We start from the raw sequence: 15664 nt of genomic DNA on the forward strand, positions 1-15664 counted from the left end.
CCAGGTCAGTTTATTGGCCGATGGCTTTATCAGGAACGAAATGCGAAAGTAGCCATGCTTCGGCGAGTGCCCGGTCGTTGAAGTCTTTTATCCAGATATTGGGTGTCATGCGCTGTATCAGGTCGCGGGAGGATAGTCTGCTGAACATGTTGTTAGAGTAGACATAGGCGATGGCATGTAACCCGGACTGAATGGCTTTAGGCAACCATTCGAACTCGAGCCAGTCGTTTGCCTCTGTCCAGTCGCCGGTTGCGTCCGTTTTATCATTCAACAGCCTTGCCCTCGGCGTTTTGTGCAACAGGGAGAGGTATACTTTAGCGGCTGTTACTATATTATCTGCTGTAACATGGCCACTCCATCGGGCTTCAATGTAGTTTTGGTGCAGTGAAATAGTTAAAAAAACGTCTCCTCCGGGATGTGAGAGCTGCACTGGCGCCGGCCATGCTGCCGCCATGTCCTCAAATTCAGTTGTATCTGGTGCCATAGGTGCTTATTAAGATAAAGTGCAGGGCAGCCTGTATAATGAAATCCGTAAAGGCGTTCATCATCACTAATAACTAGAAGAATACGACTTTCAGGCGCAGTTGATTAGCTGAAAGAGTAAATATTTGCTGAAGAGGCATTAATATTCCACGCGCATGGCTTTGGCGTAGCCCTGCACCGGCATCGTTTCCGTGATACCACCCTCAAACCAGGCCTGTACCTCGTGCCCCTCGCGCAACTGCTCCAGTTTCAGCGGCTCCCCTGTAGTGGCCTCAATCAAGGTGTTTTCGTCTATTCTGACGCTGGCCTCGGGGTAGTTGGCTTCCAGGCCCTCTATCGTTTTCACCATAATAACGGCTTTGGCCTCACCTCCATTGTTGGCTGTGCGCTTTATGTCGCCAATGTAGCCGTGTACATCGGGCAAGGTGTCGGGCATGCGTTTAAGCTCATTCCTGCAGCTACTGCAGAGGCATAGCAGCAGGGCCAGGTAGACGAAGGGTAGCGTGTTTTTTTTCACTTATTTTCAGTTATGGATCGGTTCAGAAAATGGTGTAATGGTACAACCTGTCTGTACAGGGGCAGTAAACGTGCTATGAAATCAGGGGCACACACTTCCTCATCTGTAAAATAATGCAGCACCTGAAAACTGTTATGCTTTAGTAATGCTATTTCCTGGTGCGCTTTATCATAGCCTTTCGGAGGCAGTTTTCGCTTTTCTCCCTGTAGTCCTCCAAAAGCAGCTTTAAACGCAGGCTCCTGCAGTATACCCTGCAGTTCTCCGGGGCTGTAGTCAATTTCCTCCCGTATCAACTCCAATTGCTTAGAGGTAGGTTTTCGTATTCCTCCTCCGGCTCTGGATTTTCCGTTCGGTTCCAGCACCAGCACATAGTTTGCGAAAGGCGAATGACGCCCTCCCGGCGACATGCCTGCACCAAAATGCCCTTTATACGGCGGTTCTCCTTTTTTGGAGAAATCATTTTTGTTTATTCTGAAGATGCACTCCTGCGCTGTTACGCCATGTAAGTCACTGTCAAAATGTTGCAGTGCCTCCAGTAGGTGGTTTACAAGTGCTGTAAAATGAAATTTTGCCTGTTGGTACTCTTCCCGGTGGCTGTCCATCCACAGCTTACTATTGTTGTGCTGAAGGCTCTGCAAAAATTTTAACACCGTGCGTGTGTCCATTTAAGATGGGGGTGCCTTTAATGTTTTGGTGTTTTAGACTTAAACCAGATGACACCAATGATAATTGCTATTGTTAGGATGATTATTAAAATCAAAGTCATAGTTTCCTGTAAATTAAGTTTTCATTGGGGTGCTACCCTATAGTACTAAAGACAAAGCCCTCTTGTTGCAAATAATTGTGCAACAAGAGGGCGAATGCAATGGAACTGGTAAGACGGGTAAGCTAAGCTACGCGCAGAAAAGAGTCTCCCAGTAAAGCCTTCCGGATTCGATCCTCCGATTCATAATGCGACAGGAAATCTCCCCGGCGACAGGTCTGTGTCTGGGGCTCCTGCATCAATACAACCTTCGCCCGCTTACCTACTGTTATAACACCGACTCCGCGGCGCTGGCAGACAGACAGCAGGTGCTTTGCTATGTCGTTGTTTCGAAAAACCAGGCTGCTGATAGAAATGCCTAGCCACCGCTCATCAGCGTGAAGGTGCATGATATCATCGAGCAGATGCTCTACTTTAGCCTTTAGGCGCTTCTTCTCCAGCACAGTAGAAAGAACAAAGCCTGCGAAGGCTGCTAGTATGGGCACTACATATAAAATGGCCCAATGCGCTGCTTTTAAGCCTATGTACAAAGTGGCTGCAAATAGTAAAGCCGCTACTATATAGCGTCTTATACTCAGCCCTTCCTTTTTGTAACCAGTTAATAATGAGCTTATTTTAGAAGAATTTCTGATGCTTAGAGAGGCAATAAAAAGTCTTTTATCTGAGTTCTTATAAGAGAAGAACCCATCAGCCACATAGCCTTGCCTGGTGCGCTCGGCTTTGTCTACTAATATTGTTTTTACACCTGCACGTGTTGTATAGTAAGACTGAATATAGTCGAATGCGAAATCCTCTATATTGCTTTCTCTCTGATTTGGCATATTTTCCGCGTTGTGTATTTTAAGGATGGGGTGAGTTCGCATAAGCCTTTCATTTACAGAATAAAGACTTATGGGAAGTATCAAGCCAAACGATTGAAACTAAAGTATAAACACTGATAAGAGAATGCCTTCACAGGCTCTGGGTGCTAATCAAATATATATTAAACCTAATATAGATGCAATAAAAATATGCTTTTTTAATAAGAATATGTTTAAGCTTCCATACATTTTCATGCTGTGATTGGTTTTAGGTCATAATCAGGCATTAAACGTTTGTAGACTTCTTTCTGTTGTTTATAGGAGCTTTTTATCTTTCTATAACAAACGGAAATGGCAGCTGTATTTTAGCTCAACTTAATTTTATAGCTTTACAGAACGGGCTAATCCGGAGCGATTGCTCACATTAGCTTGTTGAACATAAGAAACTAAAATGACAAGACACACTGACTATCGCCACAGCATCTTACTGTTACTGGCGATGTTACTTGCAGTGCCTGCCGCATGGGCACAGGCTCCCGCCAAGCCCTCCTCTGCAAAGGTATTGCAGGACCTGAAAAAGCTGAATGTGCTCGGCTCTGTGCTGTACGTGGCGGCCCATCCTGATGATGAGAACACCCGTCTGATTGCCTACCTTTCAAATGAAAAGCTGTACAATACCGGCTATCTGTCTGTTACACGTGGTGACGGGGGGCAGAACCTTATTGGGCCACAGATTAGAGAGGGACTGGGGATCATCAGGACACAGGAATTGCTGCAGGCGCGTCGTACAGATGGCGGACAGCAGTTCTTTACCCGCGCCAACGATTTCGGCTTTTCCAAAGACCCACAGGAGACCTTCACCATCTGGGACAAAGAGCAGGTGCTGGCCGACATGGTGTATGTTATTCGCAAGTTCAGGCCGGATGTGATGGTAACACGTTTTTCGCCGGAACCTTCCGGAACACATGGGCATCATACTGGTTCGGCTATTCTGGCATCAGAGGCATTTGAGGCTGCTGCAGATCCGAAGCGCTTTCCGGAGCAGCTGAAACATGTGGAGGTGTGGCAGCCAAAGCGCCTGCTGTGGAACACAGGTATCTGGTCGTTTGGCAGCCAGGCAGAGTTTGATAAATACGTAAAGGAACTGCTGACGATGGACGTGGGCGTATATAACCCGCTGTTAGGAAAATCTTATGGTGAAATTGCCGCAGAAAGCCGCAGCATGCACAAGAGCCAGGGCTTTGGATCTACAGGTTCGCGTGGTGCTGCCCTAGAGTATCTGAAGCATACGAAAGGTGCCAGAGCAGAGAAAAAGCTTTTTGAAGGTATAAATACCAGCTGGAGCCGTGTAAAGGGAGGCGAGAAAGTAGAGAAGCTGATTCAGAAAGCCATCGACACCTATAATCCTGCGGTGCCAGCAGCTGTAGTACCCACATTAATTGCCGCTAAAAAGGAACTCGACAAGCTCCCGGAAGGCTACTGGAAACGCGTGAAGCAGGAAGAGCTGCAGGATGTGATACAGGCCGCTATGGGTTTGTACCTCGAAGTAACGGCTGATGATTTTGCTGCAGCCCCTGGCCAGCCGGTAAAGCTGCAGGTGGAAGCCATCAATCGTTCTGCCGTGCCTGTTACGCTACAGCGCATCAGTTACGGTTTTGCCTCTAAAGACACTACGCTCAACAAGCAGCTACAAAATAATGAGCCCCTCCAGTACGATGCCACTGCCACACTGCCGCAAAGCATGACCTATTCTCAACCTTATTGGCTTCGCAAGCCGGGAACAGTGGGCATGTTTGCGGTAGAGAACCAGCAGGAGGTAGGCATGCCGGAGAATGCGCCTGCCGCACAGGTTACTTTCTCGCTGCAGGTGGCGGGCCAACCGTTGCAGGTAAGCGTTCCGGTGGTTTACAAGCGCACAGACCCTGTAGAGGGTGAAGTGTACAGGCCTTTTGTGGTAACGCCTCCGGTTTTTGTGAACATCTCGGAGAGTGTGTATATGTTTGCCAGCCAGGAGCCAAAGCAGGTGCAGGTGCTGGTAAAGTCTGGCAAGGACAACATAGCAGGTAACGTGAAGCTGCAACTGCCACAGGGCTGGCGCGCAGAACCTGCCTCCATTCCGTTTAACCTGAAGAATAAAGGAGCCGAGTTGCCTGTTGCTTTTACTGTATACCCGCCACAGGGGCAGCAGGAAACAACACTGCAGGCGGTGGCTACAATAGATGGTAAAAATTATACCCAGGGCCTCAACGTTATCAATTACAGCCATATTCCGGCACAGGTCACTTTCCCGGATGCCACAGCAAAAATCGTGAAGCTGGATTTGCAGAAGAAAGGGCAGAAGGTAGGCTACGTGATGGGTGCCGGAGATGACATCCCCATCAGCCTGCAGCAAATCGGCTATGATGTAACGCAGCTGAAGGAGGAGGACATGCGCCTGAGCAATCTGCAGCAGTTTGATGCTATTATTATGGGTGTTCGGGCTTATAATACTGTAGATCGCCTGAAGTTCTACCAGCCAACGCTGCTGCAATATGTGGAGAATGGCGGTAACCTGATTGTGCAGTACAATACCAATCACAGCCTTGTTGTCCCTGATATCGCGCCATATCCGCTCAGTCTGTCCCGCGACCGGGTTGCCGTGGAGGATGCAGAGGTGCGTATTTTGCAGCCAAACCATCCGGTGCTGAACACACCGAACAAAATCACACAAAAAGATTTTGAAGGCTGGGTGCAGGAGCGGGGCTTATACTTCCCGAACAAGTGGAGCGATGACTACCAAGCCATACTTTCGTCTAACGACCCGGGCGAGCCTGCGCGGGATGGTGGCCTGTTGATTGCGCCGTATGGCAAAGGAAACTACATTTATACCGGATACTCCTGGTTCAGGGAACTCCCTGCCGGTGTGGCCGGTGCATACCGACTTTTTGCCAACCTGATTTCTTTGGGCAGTAATGCCGGCAGAGCCGGCGGCGAGGCAAAATCAAGCACAAACAATTAAAGGCAGCAGGCCAAAGACCAACTCTTCCCGGGGTTGGCTTTGACCTGTTGCCTTTCTCCAACCTACCCTTTCTATGAAAGATAAGAAGCACCCCCCTGTCGACACAGAGAAACCTATCGAAAAACCACCCTTCTTCAGCAGCTGGTCAGGCATGTATTGGCTGGTACTTGGCAACCTCGCTTTCCTGATTATCCTGTTTTACATCATCACCAGGGTTTATTCATGAGGCCACTTGACTGGATTGTACTGCTGGGCACATTAGGCTTCATCGTAAGCTACGGCGTCTGGAAAACGCGTGGAAGCAAAGACATAGAAGGTTACCTGAAAGGCGATAACAGCATGAAGTGGTGGACCATCGGGCTGTCAGTTATGGCGACACAGGCCAGCGCCATCACCTTTCTTTCCACACCGGGGCAGGCGTATGAGGACGGCATGCGGTTCGTGCAATTTTATTTCGGTCTGCCCATCGCCATGGTGATTATCTCCATCACCGTTATACCTATCTTCTATAGGCTGAACGTCTATACTGCCTATGAATTTCTGGAGAGCCGCTTCGACCTGAAAACACGTTCCCTGGCGGCGGCGCTATTCCTGGTGCAGCGTGGCCTGGCAGCCGGCATTACCATCTACGCCCCGGCCATTATCCTGTCTACCATGTTGGGCTGGAGCCTGACGACAACCACTCTGATTATCGGGATATTAGTAATTCTGTACACGGTATCGGGAGGCACGAAGGCTGTTAGTGTGACACAGAAACAGCAGATGGCTGTGATGATGGGGGGAATGATTATAGCTGGTATCATGGTAATCAGTTACCTCCCCGATAACGTCAGCTTTGGTGAGGCGGTGACCGTGGCAGGGAAAATGGGGAAGATGAACGTAGTGGACTTCTCCTTTAACTGGGACGACCGCTACAACTTCTGGTCTGGTATAACGGGAGGACTTTTCCTGGCGCTTTCCTACTTCGGTACCGACCAGAGCCAGGTGGCCCGTTACATAGGCGGTAAATCCGTTGGAGAAAGCCGTTTGGGACTTTTGTTCAACGGCCTGCTGAAGATACCAATGCAGTTCCTGATTCTGTTTATTGGAATCATGGTGTTCGTGTTTTACCAGTTTAACCAGCCTCCGGTGTTCTTTAATGAAGTAGCAAAAAATAATGTGTACGCCACACCTTACGCCGATGACCTGCGGCAGCTGGAGCAACAGTATAACACAGTGTTTGAGCAGAAGCAGGAGGCAGTGCAGGGGTTGGTCGCTGCCATTAAAACAGAAGACGAGGGCGCAATTGCAAGGGCACAGGGTAACGTAAACGCGTTGACTGAGGTCTCGAAGGAGGTTCGGGAAGAAGTAAAAGGCCTTATCAGGCAGGCTACCCCGGAAGCAGAATTGAAAGACACGGACTATGTTTTTATCTCTTTTGTGATGAAATACCTGCCGGCAGGCCTGGTGGGTTTACTGTTGGCGGTTATCTTCTCAGCGGCTATGTCGTCTTCGGCTTCGGAACTGAATGCGCTGGCCTCTACTACGGTGATTGACATTTACAAACGCTCCCTAAAGCAGCAAGGTAGCGACAGGCATTACCTCAACGCCTCCAGGCTCTTCACGGTGGGGTGGGGATTTGTGGCGATTACGTTTGCCTTGTTCGCCTCAGAGCTTGATAACCTGATTGAGGCGGTGAACATCATCGGGTCTATCTTCTACGGCACCATTCTGGGTATTTTCCTGGTGGCGTTCTATGTCCGCTATATCGGGGGGAATGCCGTGTTCATTGCCGCCGTGCTGGCAGAGCTGGTGGTGCTGTACTGCCACTACTTCACAGATATCGCCTTTTTGTGGTTTAACGTGATAGGCTGCGCCTGTGTGGTTCTGTTTGGTTTTATACTACAAGCAGTGCTGGGAGGGAAGCGGGAGTTAAGAGATAAAAGTTAGCGAAGACGCTAGCAGGTACTGTATACGCTGCGAGGTCTTTTGCATACTCTCATTAGCTTTAAGTGGCACTGGTCGTAATACCAGTGTCGCTGTATTTACCTCGGTTTCTGTGCGGCAATAATATAGACCAGGCTACCGCCCGCTGACACGTACTCCTCGTTCTGTAGTTTTTGCTTTAGCGTTACTTTGTTGAAAAGCAGGGTTTGCCAGTAAGCATCAAACTTTTCTTTCTGGCCGCCGCCTGCCATATAATAGTTCAGGTTGTCCTGGTAGTCATAACCCATGGCCTCCGACTCTATCCATTGCAGCATCTGCTCTACGCGCAGCAATTTTTCCTGCGTGTCGTAAGGCGGAATAATGGAAAGGGCCTTGTCCGAAATCCACACTTTTATATCCCTTAAACCAGCTTTAAGGAAGAGGTCCGGTATTACGTCTCCCAGCGAGTTAAAGCCCTCACCGAGCTGCTTTTTGCCTTTCTCTATCCGGAGCTTTACCTCCAGCACGTCCAGCATGCCCTCCACGTTATAATCTGTTTCGCCATAGCGGTCGAACATCAGGTTGGGCACGAGGTTATTGGGTTCCAGGGCCAGCACCCAGCCGCCCGGCTTCGTTACCCGAATCATTTCCTGAATCACGCGCTGTGGGTTTTTTACGTGAATCAGCAGCGTCTGGCACAGGGTTACATCAGCAGTGTTGTCGGGGAGGGGAATTTCTGTGGCGTTGCCTACCTTAAACTCGTAGTCGATGCTGTTCGCGGAATACTGGCTTTGCGCCCGCTGCCGTGCCTCTTCTATATAACCGGGCTCATAGTCCACACCATACACTTTGGCGCCGGACGGCATGTACTTCGAAAACTTAAAGCCCATCATACCCTTGCCGCAGCCAATGTCCACCAGCGTGCCACAATACTCTATATACAGGCGCTGCGCCAGCAGTTCAAGATAATCCTCATTCCACCAATACTCACGGGCTGGCCCTAAATGCTCTTCCGAATGCTGTTTTTCCTCTTGCACGTTATCTTTTCTCTAAAATATACAGGATAAAAAAGCCTCCGGGAATTGTGTCCCCGGAGGCTTTATATACGCTAAAAGCAGTTTAAGCTTTACTTCTGCTTTTTCCAGTCAGCAATTGCTTTCTGATTCAGGGCTACATAATCCTGGTTCTGTGCTTTTTGTGCCTCTGCCATGGACTTTTCTGCTGTTTTCACCGCGCTCTTGTAGTCTTTGAGCTGTGCCTCAATTTTAGCCTGCGTGTGCAGGTTCCAGAATTTAGGCTCGTTTGCATTGGCTTTCTTCATCCAGTTCAGCGCCTGCTTCAGGTCACGGTTAGTCTGGAGGTAGTAGCTGGCAGCGGCTGCATACACATTCGGGTCTGCGTTTGCATTATCGATGGCCTCTTTCTTAATCTGGCTCATTACCTTGCTGTCTACATCCGTTTTGATGGTAAAAGGTACAATGGTGTTGTCCCACAGTATCTCCACATCAGCTGCATCAGCTTGCAAATTGGTGAAGTTGATGGTGAAAGACTCTACTTTACGCGGGTTCTGCTGTGGTTTCACAGTAAAACGCGCCTGGTCTTCCTCCTGCTTGTAGGCAGCCACGTTTCCTCCTAACTTGGTGTTCTTGGAAAGAATAATGGTCCACTCGTTCTGGTTCGGAATAGACAGGATGGCATATTCACCGGCAGGAATCTGATTTCCTTCAATGGTGACATCATCTGCGAACTTAATGACAGTGGAGTTGTTGGCACCAGTGCGCCATACTTTTCCGTAAGGCACGAGGTCTCCATAGATAGTGCGGCCTTTTACAGAAGGGCGGGAGTAATCAACAGAGACAGTAGAAAGGCCTACTGCCTGCTCTATTTTTTGTGACGGACTTGCGGCCGGCATTTTGATGCCTTGCGCCTGTGTTGCTCCTGCACCTAGCAGCAGAGCAGCAGAAAGAACAAAACCAATAATCGTTTTCTTCATGATAAAACCTGTTAAAATAAGGATGTTTTGAAGCTGTAATATTACAAATTAATTCATGATTTAGCCAGCGGTATTTCATGGCCAAAAGTTGAAACTGTTAACGGAAGCTTTTGCCCACGCTCAGGCCGAACCGGGGGATCAGCCCGACGCCGGGAGTTCTGGAGTTGGGGTCGGGAGAGATAAAAGGAGTGAAAGCCACACGTACTAACAAGCCCCCTCGTGGCACCTGGTACCGGAAGCCAAGCCTGGCAAAGTACATGCTTTGCATCAGGTCCGGATCGTCGGTTAAGCGACGGGTGTAGCCTAAGCCACCTTCAAAGTGCTTTCGCCTGTTGCCTACCATGGCCATTACTTCCAAAGGCACGACTGGATATACACCTGCGTCATCTTCCAGGAAGAAGAGATTTGTGCCTAAGCCCACCCTAACGGCTGTTTTAAACTTTTCGCGCTGGTATATCACCCGGTCATAGTTGATGGAGTAGACGTCGCTGTTGCCGCCCACTTCTACATAAATAGCACTTAGCGCTCTGAAATTTTGAGTGAACTCCTGTGCATAGAGCCGGCACGGAAGCAAAAACAGTAGAAGACAAAGGATGTGGAGTGCCTTCGGATTAAAATGTGGCATAATATAAATCAGGGCGAAGCGTCAGGGTTTTACAGATTTTGGTTACTCTACGTAAAGGCACAAAGTAAGAAGTAAAATCCTGAAAATAAAAAACCTGCCGGTGTGGGTCGACAGGTTTTTTTATATAGTAGGTCTTTGGCCTAACTCAGTTCAAACTGTAGCTTCAGAAGGTTGGCATAGATGCCTTCCGGGTTCATGGAGAGCATATCGTGGGAGCCTTCCTCTACAATCTCACCATTATCAATCACGAGAATTTTATCTACTTTGCGAATTGTTGCCAGGCGGTGGGCAATCACAATGGTGGTGCGTTCCTGCATCAGTACATCCATTGCCTGCTGCACTAATTGCTCCGATTCAGAGTCGAGGGCACTGGTAGCTTCATCCAGTATAAGGATAGACGGGTTCTTCAGGATAGCCCGGGCAATGGCAATGCGCTGGCGCTGCCCACCCGATAATTTAATACCACGCTCACCAACAAGCGTTTCAAAGCCCTCCGGAAAGGACATGACAAAGTCGTAGGCGTTGGCTTTACGGGCCGCCTCTATGATCTCTGCTTCTGTTGCCTCTGGCCGGCCATAAGCAATGTTTTCCCGGATGGTACCACCAAACAGCAACACCTCCTGTGGTACAATGCCAATGTTACCGCGCAACGTGGTCAGGTTAATGTCGCGTATGTCTTTTCCGTCCACGGCAATACCGCCCCCGGATACATCGTAATAGCGCATCAGCAACTGGGCAATGGTAGACTTACCGGCACCGCTTGGGCCAACAAGGGCTACCTTTTCACCGGCTTTTACACTAAAGGTAATGTCGTTCAGCACCTGCAAATCGGTGCGGGTAGGGTAGGAGAAGGCAACCTGGCTGTACACAATATCTCCATGCAGCCTTGGCACCTCGCTCAGTGCCTTGATGCTTTTGTCGGTCGGTTCTTCCTGCTCCTGCAGTATCTCCAGTATACGTTCCGTAGAACCCAGCGCCGACTGTACTTTACCATAAATCTCACCCAAACCACCTACAGAGGCACCAATGAACACTGTATAGAGCACGAATGATATCAGGTCGCCAGGGTCAATCTCGCCGTTGGCCACCAGTGTGGCACCATACCAGATGACAAGTATAATGCCTCCAAACAAGCCAATGATGATGAACGTGATAAAGGCACCCCGGTAATAGGCAGCAGATAAAGCCGTACTCACCGCTTTGCCCAGCGTCGTTCTGTAGCGGGCAATCTCATACATTTCGTTCGTGAAAGCCTTCACTGTATTGATGGCCTGCAGTGTTTCCTCTACGATGACGTTAGTGTTTGCCAGTTCGTCCTGTGTCTTTTTAGAAAGGGTCTTGATTTTGCGGCCAAACACCAGCGCCAGCGCCACCAGCACCGGAAAGGTGGCCAGCATGAACAGCGACAGCTTGATGGATACCCACATGATGATGATAACACCTACAAGTAAGGTAGTGGTTTGCCGGAAAAGCTCTGCCAACGTAATTGACATAGCATCCTGCACCTGCGCCACATCCGTGGTGATGCGGCTCGTGATTTCGCCTACGCGTCTTTTCTCGAAGAAGGAGATGGGGAGCAGCACAAACTTACTATACAGGTCGCGCCGGATATCGGCCACGGCGTTTTCGCTTACCTGTGCAAAAAAGTACACTCTGAAAAAGGAGAAGATGCCCTGTAGTATGATAATAGCAAAAAGCCCCATAGCTATCAGGTTAATGTCCTGCAGCAGCCCCTCTGCGTTGCCAATGGAAGAATCCACAAGCTTACCAACCAGGTAAGGGAATGCCATGAATGTCAGGCTCGAGAGCACCAGAAAGGCAAGGCCGGTAATGAATTTGTACTTGTAAGGAAGAACATAGCCGAAAATCTGCAGGCTTCGCCGGAAGCTCTCTTTGCTAATCTTTACCCTGCCTTCTTTTTCCTGCTCTCCGCTTGGCCCGAATCTGCGTTTTGCCATTAATAAAACTCTGCTTAAAATAAGTTATAGAACAGCATTAGCCTCTTGAAGCCTCCGCTGTGTCGGTGTATCTATGGTATAACAGTAAGTTGGACTGAATGATGCCACAGTTCCGCGAAATCTTACAAAGGTAAGGATTCTGATGGATTTTGATGAAGTCCGCGTAAAGGAAAGACAGGTGTTAACTAGCGGAATAATAAAATCAGGCTTATCTTCTGTTATCCCCGCCGTGCATCATGCTAAGGTAGCTTTCGTAGCGGGTCAGGGAAATTTCGTTCTGGCGCACAGCCTCTACCACGGCACAACCTGGCTCATTAAAATGAGTGCAGTTGTTAAAGCGGCACTGGTTCATCCGTTCGCGCATTTCAGGGAAAAAGTGGCTCAGCTCAGCAGCTGGAATATCCACGATGCCCAATTCTTTAATGCCAGGCGTATCAATGATGTACGTATCGTCACTAACCTCGAACATTTCGGCGTAAGTGGTGGTGTGAACGCCTTTGTCTGAAAAATCTGAAATCTCAGAGGTCTTCAGTTCCAGGTCCGGCACAATGATATTGATGAGGGTAGACTTTCCCACACCGGAGTGGCCGGAGAGGAGGGTGGTTTTACCCTGTAGCAGCGCCTGCATCTCTTCAATGCCCTCATTGTCTTTGGCAGACACAGAAAGGCTCTGATAGCCCACCTGCTCATACATGTGGCTGATCTGGCGCTGGTAATCCCGGATATCCTCGTCATACAGGTCTGTTTTATTGAAGACAAGCGTAGCGGGAATATCGTAGGCTTCTGCTGTTACCAGGAAGCGGTCTATAAAACCAAACGAAGTGCGCGGCGATACCAGCGTTACAATGAGCATGGCCTGGTCGAGGTTGGAGGCGATGATGTGGGAGTAGGCTGTTTTATGGGTAGACTGGCGGATGATATAGTTTTCGCGGTCCTCAATCTTGTGAATGATAGCGGTGTCTTCGCCGGTTTGCTCTACATCAAACTCTACCCTGTCGCCCACAGCCAGGGGGTTGCTGACCTTTGAGTCTTTCTGCTTAAACTTACCGCGCAGGCGGGCACGGTGCATCTTGCCTTCTGCGTCGCGCACGAGGTACCAGGATCCTGTCGATTTTACTACTACTCCTTTCATGCCATCTACTTTAGCAGTTGCTGTATGTCGGCCATAATTTTGGCTGTAGCCCCTGCCTGCTGTTTTACGTATCGTTTTTCGTTCTCGGTTATTCTTTGCCTGAAAGCAGGAGACGTATACACCTTTTCGAACGCCAGGAGCAGGTTCTCCGCATTACTTACCGGAAAAGCACAATTCAACTCTACCAGTTCCTTCGCCTCCTGAAATTTACTATAGCGGGGCCCAAAAAACAGTGGCAGGCCAAACACGGCAGCCTCCAGTGTATTATGCAGCCCTTTGCCAAATGCACCGCCAATATAGGCGTACGTGCCATAACTGTATAGCGAGGAAAGCATCCCGATGTTATCAATTACCAACACCTCGTAATTGGCTACATCCGCTTCCGTTGCCTCAGAGAAACGAATGGCTTTTTCGCCCACCAGTTGCATAACAGCACTGGTGCTGCTCTCGTTTACCTCGTGCGGCGCAATAATAAACTTCATGCTGCTGCGGTATTTTCGGATGAGGGGCAGCAGGACTTCCATGTCTGCGGGCCAGTTACTGCCTACCATAAACACTTGTTGTTGCTGTACGAAAGCCTCTACCAATGGCAGAATCTTAACAGCGGCAGCTGTTTGCAGCACCCTGTCGAAACGGGTGTCACCGGCGACGCTTGCATGCGGCACATTAATGCGCCGGAGTAACTCCAGCGATTGCTTGTTTTGGGTATAGATGTGGGTGAAGCGTTTCAGGATATTGCGGTAAAACTGGCCGTATGGCTTAAAAAACACCTGCTCTTTCCGGAAGATGGCTGAAATGGAAAGCACCGGAATCTGCTGCTCCTGCAGTTGTTGCAAATAATAGTGCCAGAACTCATACTTCACAAATACAGCCAGCTTTGGCTGTACCAGCTTTATAAACTTAGTCGCGTTTTCCTCGCTGTCTAAAGGCAAGTAAAGGACAAAATCAGCGCCGCTGTAGTTTTTGCGCACCTCGTAACCGGAGGGGGAGAAGAAGGTCAGGAGGATTTTATACTCTGGGAAAGCTTCCCTAAATGCTTCTATCACCGGCCGCCCCTGCTCAAACTCCCCTAAAGAGGCGCAGTGGAACCACACCACCGGCGATTGATTACCATGCAGGGCCTGCTGTAGCCGCTCAAACTGCTGTTGGCGCCCTTGCTGCATCTGTTTTGCCTTCTCATTGAAAGGAGCAGCCAGGGCAATGGCTGCTTTATAAGCCTTCAGGCCAATGTCGTAGAGTAGCTTCAATCTGTATGTTTGTAGTACCGGTGCGGTGACATAAGCTCACACTTCTTCTGACTTGTGTTGGGGTAAGTTCCAGCGCAGTGAGTTTGATGATCTATCTGCACATTTCCTGCTGCAAATATAAGCTATTAGCTTGTCTTGTGGCGGTTTAGTTTTCCGGCAGGTGCCACTGAAGCAGATTTTCGATGTAATATCTAGTGCTCCTCCAATTAATTTATTATATATATTACATGTAATAACTGCGAAACTGTCCCATTGAGGGGACTATAGGGGTGTTGATGGCAGGAGAATTAGCATAAGGAACAGAAGCATTTTAATCCTGTAGATGTAAACACCCCTCTTGCTCCCCTCAAGGGGAGAATTCTCTCTAGCAACTAAATTGGAGGAACACTAGGATGCCGCAGAAAGAATCAGCCAGGATTTACCTGGAATAAAATCTTTAGAATATTGATAGAGCGCCTTCTAAAGTAGGCAGCTAAGCGCCCATTGCTAACAACATCGTACTCCGTATTATAATGACTGACAGAAGCAGAACGTATGAAAATGGTAGTGTGTATTATTTGCCAATGGTTTTAAACACCATCTCTGTCAGGAACTCCACCAACTGACTTTCTTTGTTATCCGAGATATTTGTGAGGGAGGGCAGGTGCAGCGAAAAGAATTTCTGGTAATGAGCTGTTTCGGCCACTGTGGAAACTAATGAAGCAGGAAACTTATAAGCAGGATTTATCTCTCTGACTATGTCCGCAACACGTTTACAAAAACGCTTATAGGAATAAAAAAAGCCTTCTCTGTTGTTATCGTCTACCTCTTTTGTGAGGTAAACCTTTGCAGATTCTGCCACCACAATTTTTTGCAGTGCCACCTCATCCACATGTGCAAAATTCATGTCTAGTTCTACCTTTCCTGACAGGATGCCAATGGCAATCTTTAATCTTTCTTCCGCAGACCTGATATTATTTGTAGCAAACACAAGCCGGTATTCCAGCCAGCTCCAATACCAGGAGATCAGGTATGAGAGCAGCATATGCTTGCTCTCAAAGTACCTGTATATAGTTGCCTCCGTTGTGCCTATCTTCTCCGCCAGCTTTTTAAATGTAAAAGACTCGAGTCCGAGTTCATCGATGAGCAGTATACTTTGCTCTACGATGTGCCGCCCTTTCTCCGATGTATCCGGATTTTTCAGGTAGACTTTCTCATCTACTTTTATTTTTATGTTCGCCAGCAGATTTCTCATTCAAGATTT

14 protein-coding genes are annotated in these 15664 nt (G+C 48.7%); 3 read left to right on the forward strand and 11 right to left on the reverse strand.

Features of this window, described 5'->3' with window-relative positions:
- Positions 1–10: 10 nt before the first annotated feature.
- The 4 genes from DXT99_RS19535 to DXT99_RS19550 form a co-directional block, all read right to left on the reverse strand.
- A complete protein-coding gene (locus tag DXT99_RS19535; protein WP_246000863.1) occupies positions 11–484 on the reverse strand; it encodes an STAS/SEC14 domain-containing protein in 474 nt (157 codons plus the stop codon).
- Between the two features lie 138 nt (positions 485–622).
- A complete protein-coding gene (locus tag DXT99_RS19540; RefSeq protein ID WP_147294259.1) occupies positions 623–919 on the reverse strand; it encodes a DUF3221 domain-containing protein in 297 nt (98 codons plus the stop codon).
- Positions 920–996: 77 nt separating this feature from the next.
- A complete protein-coding gene (locus tag DXT99_RS19545; RefSeq protein ID WP_115567280.1) occupies positions 997–1665 on the reverse strand; it encodes a DUF2461 domain-containing protein in 669 nt (222 codons plus the stop codon).
- A 223-nt stretch (positions 1666–1888) separates the two neighbouring features.
- Positions 1889–2584 (reverse strand): hypothetical protein, encoded by a 696-nt coding sequence (locus DXT99_RS19550; protein ID WP_115567281.1) that lies wholly within the window; start codon positions 2582–2584, stop codon positions 1889–1891.
- Positions 2585–3014: 430 nt separating this feature from the next.
- Between DXT99_RS19550 and DXT99_RS19555 the strand changes: the two genes are divergently transcribed.
- The 3 genes from DXT99_RS19555 to DXT99_RS19560 all read left to right on the forward strand — a co-directional run bounded on the left by DXT99_RS19555 (position 3015) and on the right by DXT99_RS19560 (position 7490).
- Positions 3015–5561 carry a PIG-L family deacetylase gene (locus DXT99_RS19555; protein WP_115567282.1) on the forward strand — a complete coding sequence of 849 codons (2547 nt, stop codon included), beginning with the start codon at positions 3015–3017 and terminating at the stop codon, positions 5559–5561.
- A gap of 73 nt (positions 5562–5634) precedes the next feature.
- Positions 5635–5787 carry a hypothetical protein gene (locus tag DXT99_RS27115; protein WP_181885187.1) on the forward strand — a complete coding sequence of 51 codons (153 nt, stop codon included), beginning with the start codon at positions 5635–5637 and terminating at the stop codon, positions 5785–5787.
- A complete protein-coding gene (locus DXT99_RS19560) occupies positions 5784–7490 on the forward strand; it encodes a sodium:solute symporter (protein ID WP_115567283.1) in 1707 nt (568 codons plus the stop codon). Before DXT99_RS27115 ends, DXT99_RS19560 begins: the two co-directional genes overlap by 4 nt.
- Positions 7491–7585: 95 nt before the next feature.
- Here DXT99_RS19560 and DXT99_RS19565 read toward each other — a convergent pair whose 3' ends face one another.
- The 7 genes from DXT99_RS19565 to DXT99_RS19595 form a co-directional block, all read right to left on the reverse strand.
- Complete coding sequence (locus DXT99_RS19565; RefSeq protein WP_115567284.1) at positions 7586–8503, reverse strand: class I SAM-dependent methyltransferase; 918 nt, start codon at positions 8501–8503, stop codon at positions 7586–7588.
- An 89-nt stretch (positions 8504–8592) separates the two neighbouring features.
- Positions 8593–9459 carry a DUF2911 domain-containing protein gene (locus DXT99_RS19570; protein WP_115567285.1) on the reverse strand — a complete coding sequence of 289 codons (867 nt, stop codon included), beginning with the start codon at positions 9457–9459 and terminating at the stop codon, positions 8593–8595.
- A 97-nt stretch (positions 9460–9556) separates the two neighbouring features.
- Positions 9557–10084, reverse strand: a complete 528-nt coding sequence (locus tag DXT99_RS19575; RefSeq protein ID WP_246000865.1) for a hypothetical protein — start codon at positions 10082–10084, stop codon at positions 9557–9559.
- A 140-nt stretch (positions 10085–10224) separates the two neighbouring features.
- Positions 10225–12042: an ABC transporter ATP-binding protein gene (locus DXT99_RS19580; RefSeq protein WP_115567286.1), complete on the reverse strand. Its 1818-nt coding sequence runs from the start codon at positions 12040–12042 to the stop codon at positions 10225–10227.
- Positions 12043–12250: 208 nt separating this feature from the next.
- A complete protein-coding gene (gene rsgA / locus DXT99_RS19585) occupies positions 12251–13174 on the reverse strand; it encodes a ribosome small subunit-dependent GTPase A (protein WP_115567287.1) in 924 nt (307 codons plus the stop codon).
- 5 nt (positions 13175–13179) lie between these two features.
- On the reverse strand, positions 13180–14421 hold the full coding sequence (locus DXT99_RS19590; protein ID WP_115567288.1) for a 3-deoxy-D-manno-octulosonic acid transferase: 1242 nt from the start codon (positions 14419–14421) through the stop codon (positions 13180–13182).
- A gap of 553 nt (positions 14422–14974) precedes the next feature.
- Positions 14975–15655, reverse strand: a complete 681-nt coding sequence (locus DXT99_RS19595) for a TetR/AcrR family transcriptional regulator (RefSeq protein ID WP_115567289.1) — start codon at positions 15653–15655, stop codon at positions 14975–14977.
- Positions 15656–15664 lie beyond the last annotated feature (9 nt).

The sequence above is a fragment of the Pontibacter diazotrophicus genome (assembly GCF_003367245.1).
Lineage (GTDB): Bacteria > Bacteroidota > Bacteroidia > Cytophagales > Hymenobacteraceae > Pontibacter > Pontibacter diazotrophicus.

What these genes read in the sequence shown, in the direction of transcription:
- DXT99_RS19535 (WP_246000863.1), bottom strand. Translation starts at nt 484, where the DNA reads ATGGCACCAGATACAACTGAATTTGAGGACATGGCGGCAGCATGGCCG.
- DXT99_RS19540 (WP_147294259.1), bottom strand. Translation starts at nt 919, where the DNA reads ATGCCCGACACCTTGCCCGATGTACACGGCTACATTGGCGACATAAAG.
- DXT99_RS19545 (WP_115567280.1), bottom strand. Translation starts at nt 1,665, where the DNA reads ATGGACACACGCACGGTGTTAAAATTTTTGCAGAGCCTTCAGCACAAC.
- DXT99_RS19550 (WP_115567281.1), bottom strand. Translation starts at nt 2,584, where the DNA reads ATGCCAAATCAGAGAGAAAGCAATATAGAGGATTTCGCATTCGACTAT.
- DXT99_RS19555 (WP_115567282.1), top strand. Translation starts at nt 3,015, where the DNA reads ATGACAAGACACACTGACTATCGCCACAGCATCTTACTGTTACTGGCG.
- DXT99_RS27115 (WP_181885187.1), top strand. Translation starts at nt 5,635, where the DNA reads ATGAAAGATAAGAAGCACCCCCCTGTCGACACAGAGAAACCTATCGAA.
- DXT99_RS19560 (WP_115567283.1), top strand. Translation starts at nt 5,784, where the DNA reads ATGAGGCCACTTGACTGGATTGTACTGCTGGGCACATTAGGCTTCATC.
- DXT99_RS19570 (WP_115567285.1), bottom strand. Translation starts at nt 9,459, where the DNA reads ATGAAGAAAACGATTATTGGTTTTGTTCTTTCTGCTGCTCTGCTGCTA.
- DXT99_RS19575 (WP_246000865.1), bottom strand. Translation starts at nt 10,084, where the DNA reads ATGCCACATTTTAATCCGAAGGCACTCCACATCCTTTGTCTTCTACTG.
- DXT99_RS19580 (WP_115567286.1), bottom strand. Translation starts at nt 12,042, where the DNA reads ATGGCAAAACGCAGATTCGGGCCAAGCGGAGAGCAGGAAAAAGAAGGC.
- rsgA (WP_115567287.1), bottom strand. Translation starts at nt 13,174, where the DNA reads ATGAAAGGAGTAGTAGTAAAATCGACAGGATCCTGGTACCTCGTGCGC.
- DXT99_RS19595 (WP_115567289.1), bottom strand. Translation starts at nt 15,655, where the DNA reads ATGAGAAATCTGCTGGCGAACATAAAAATAAAAGTAGATGAGAAAGTC.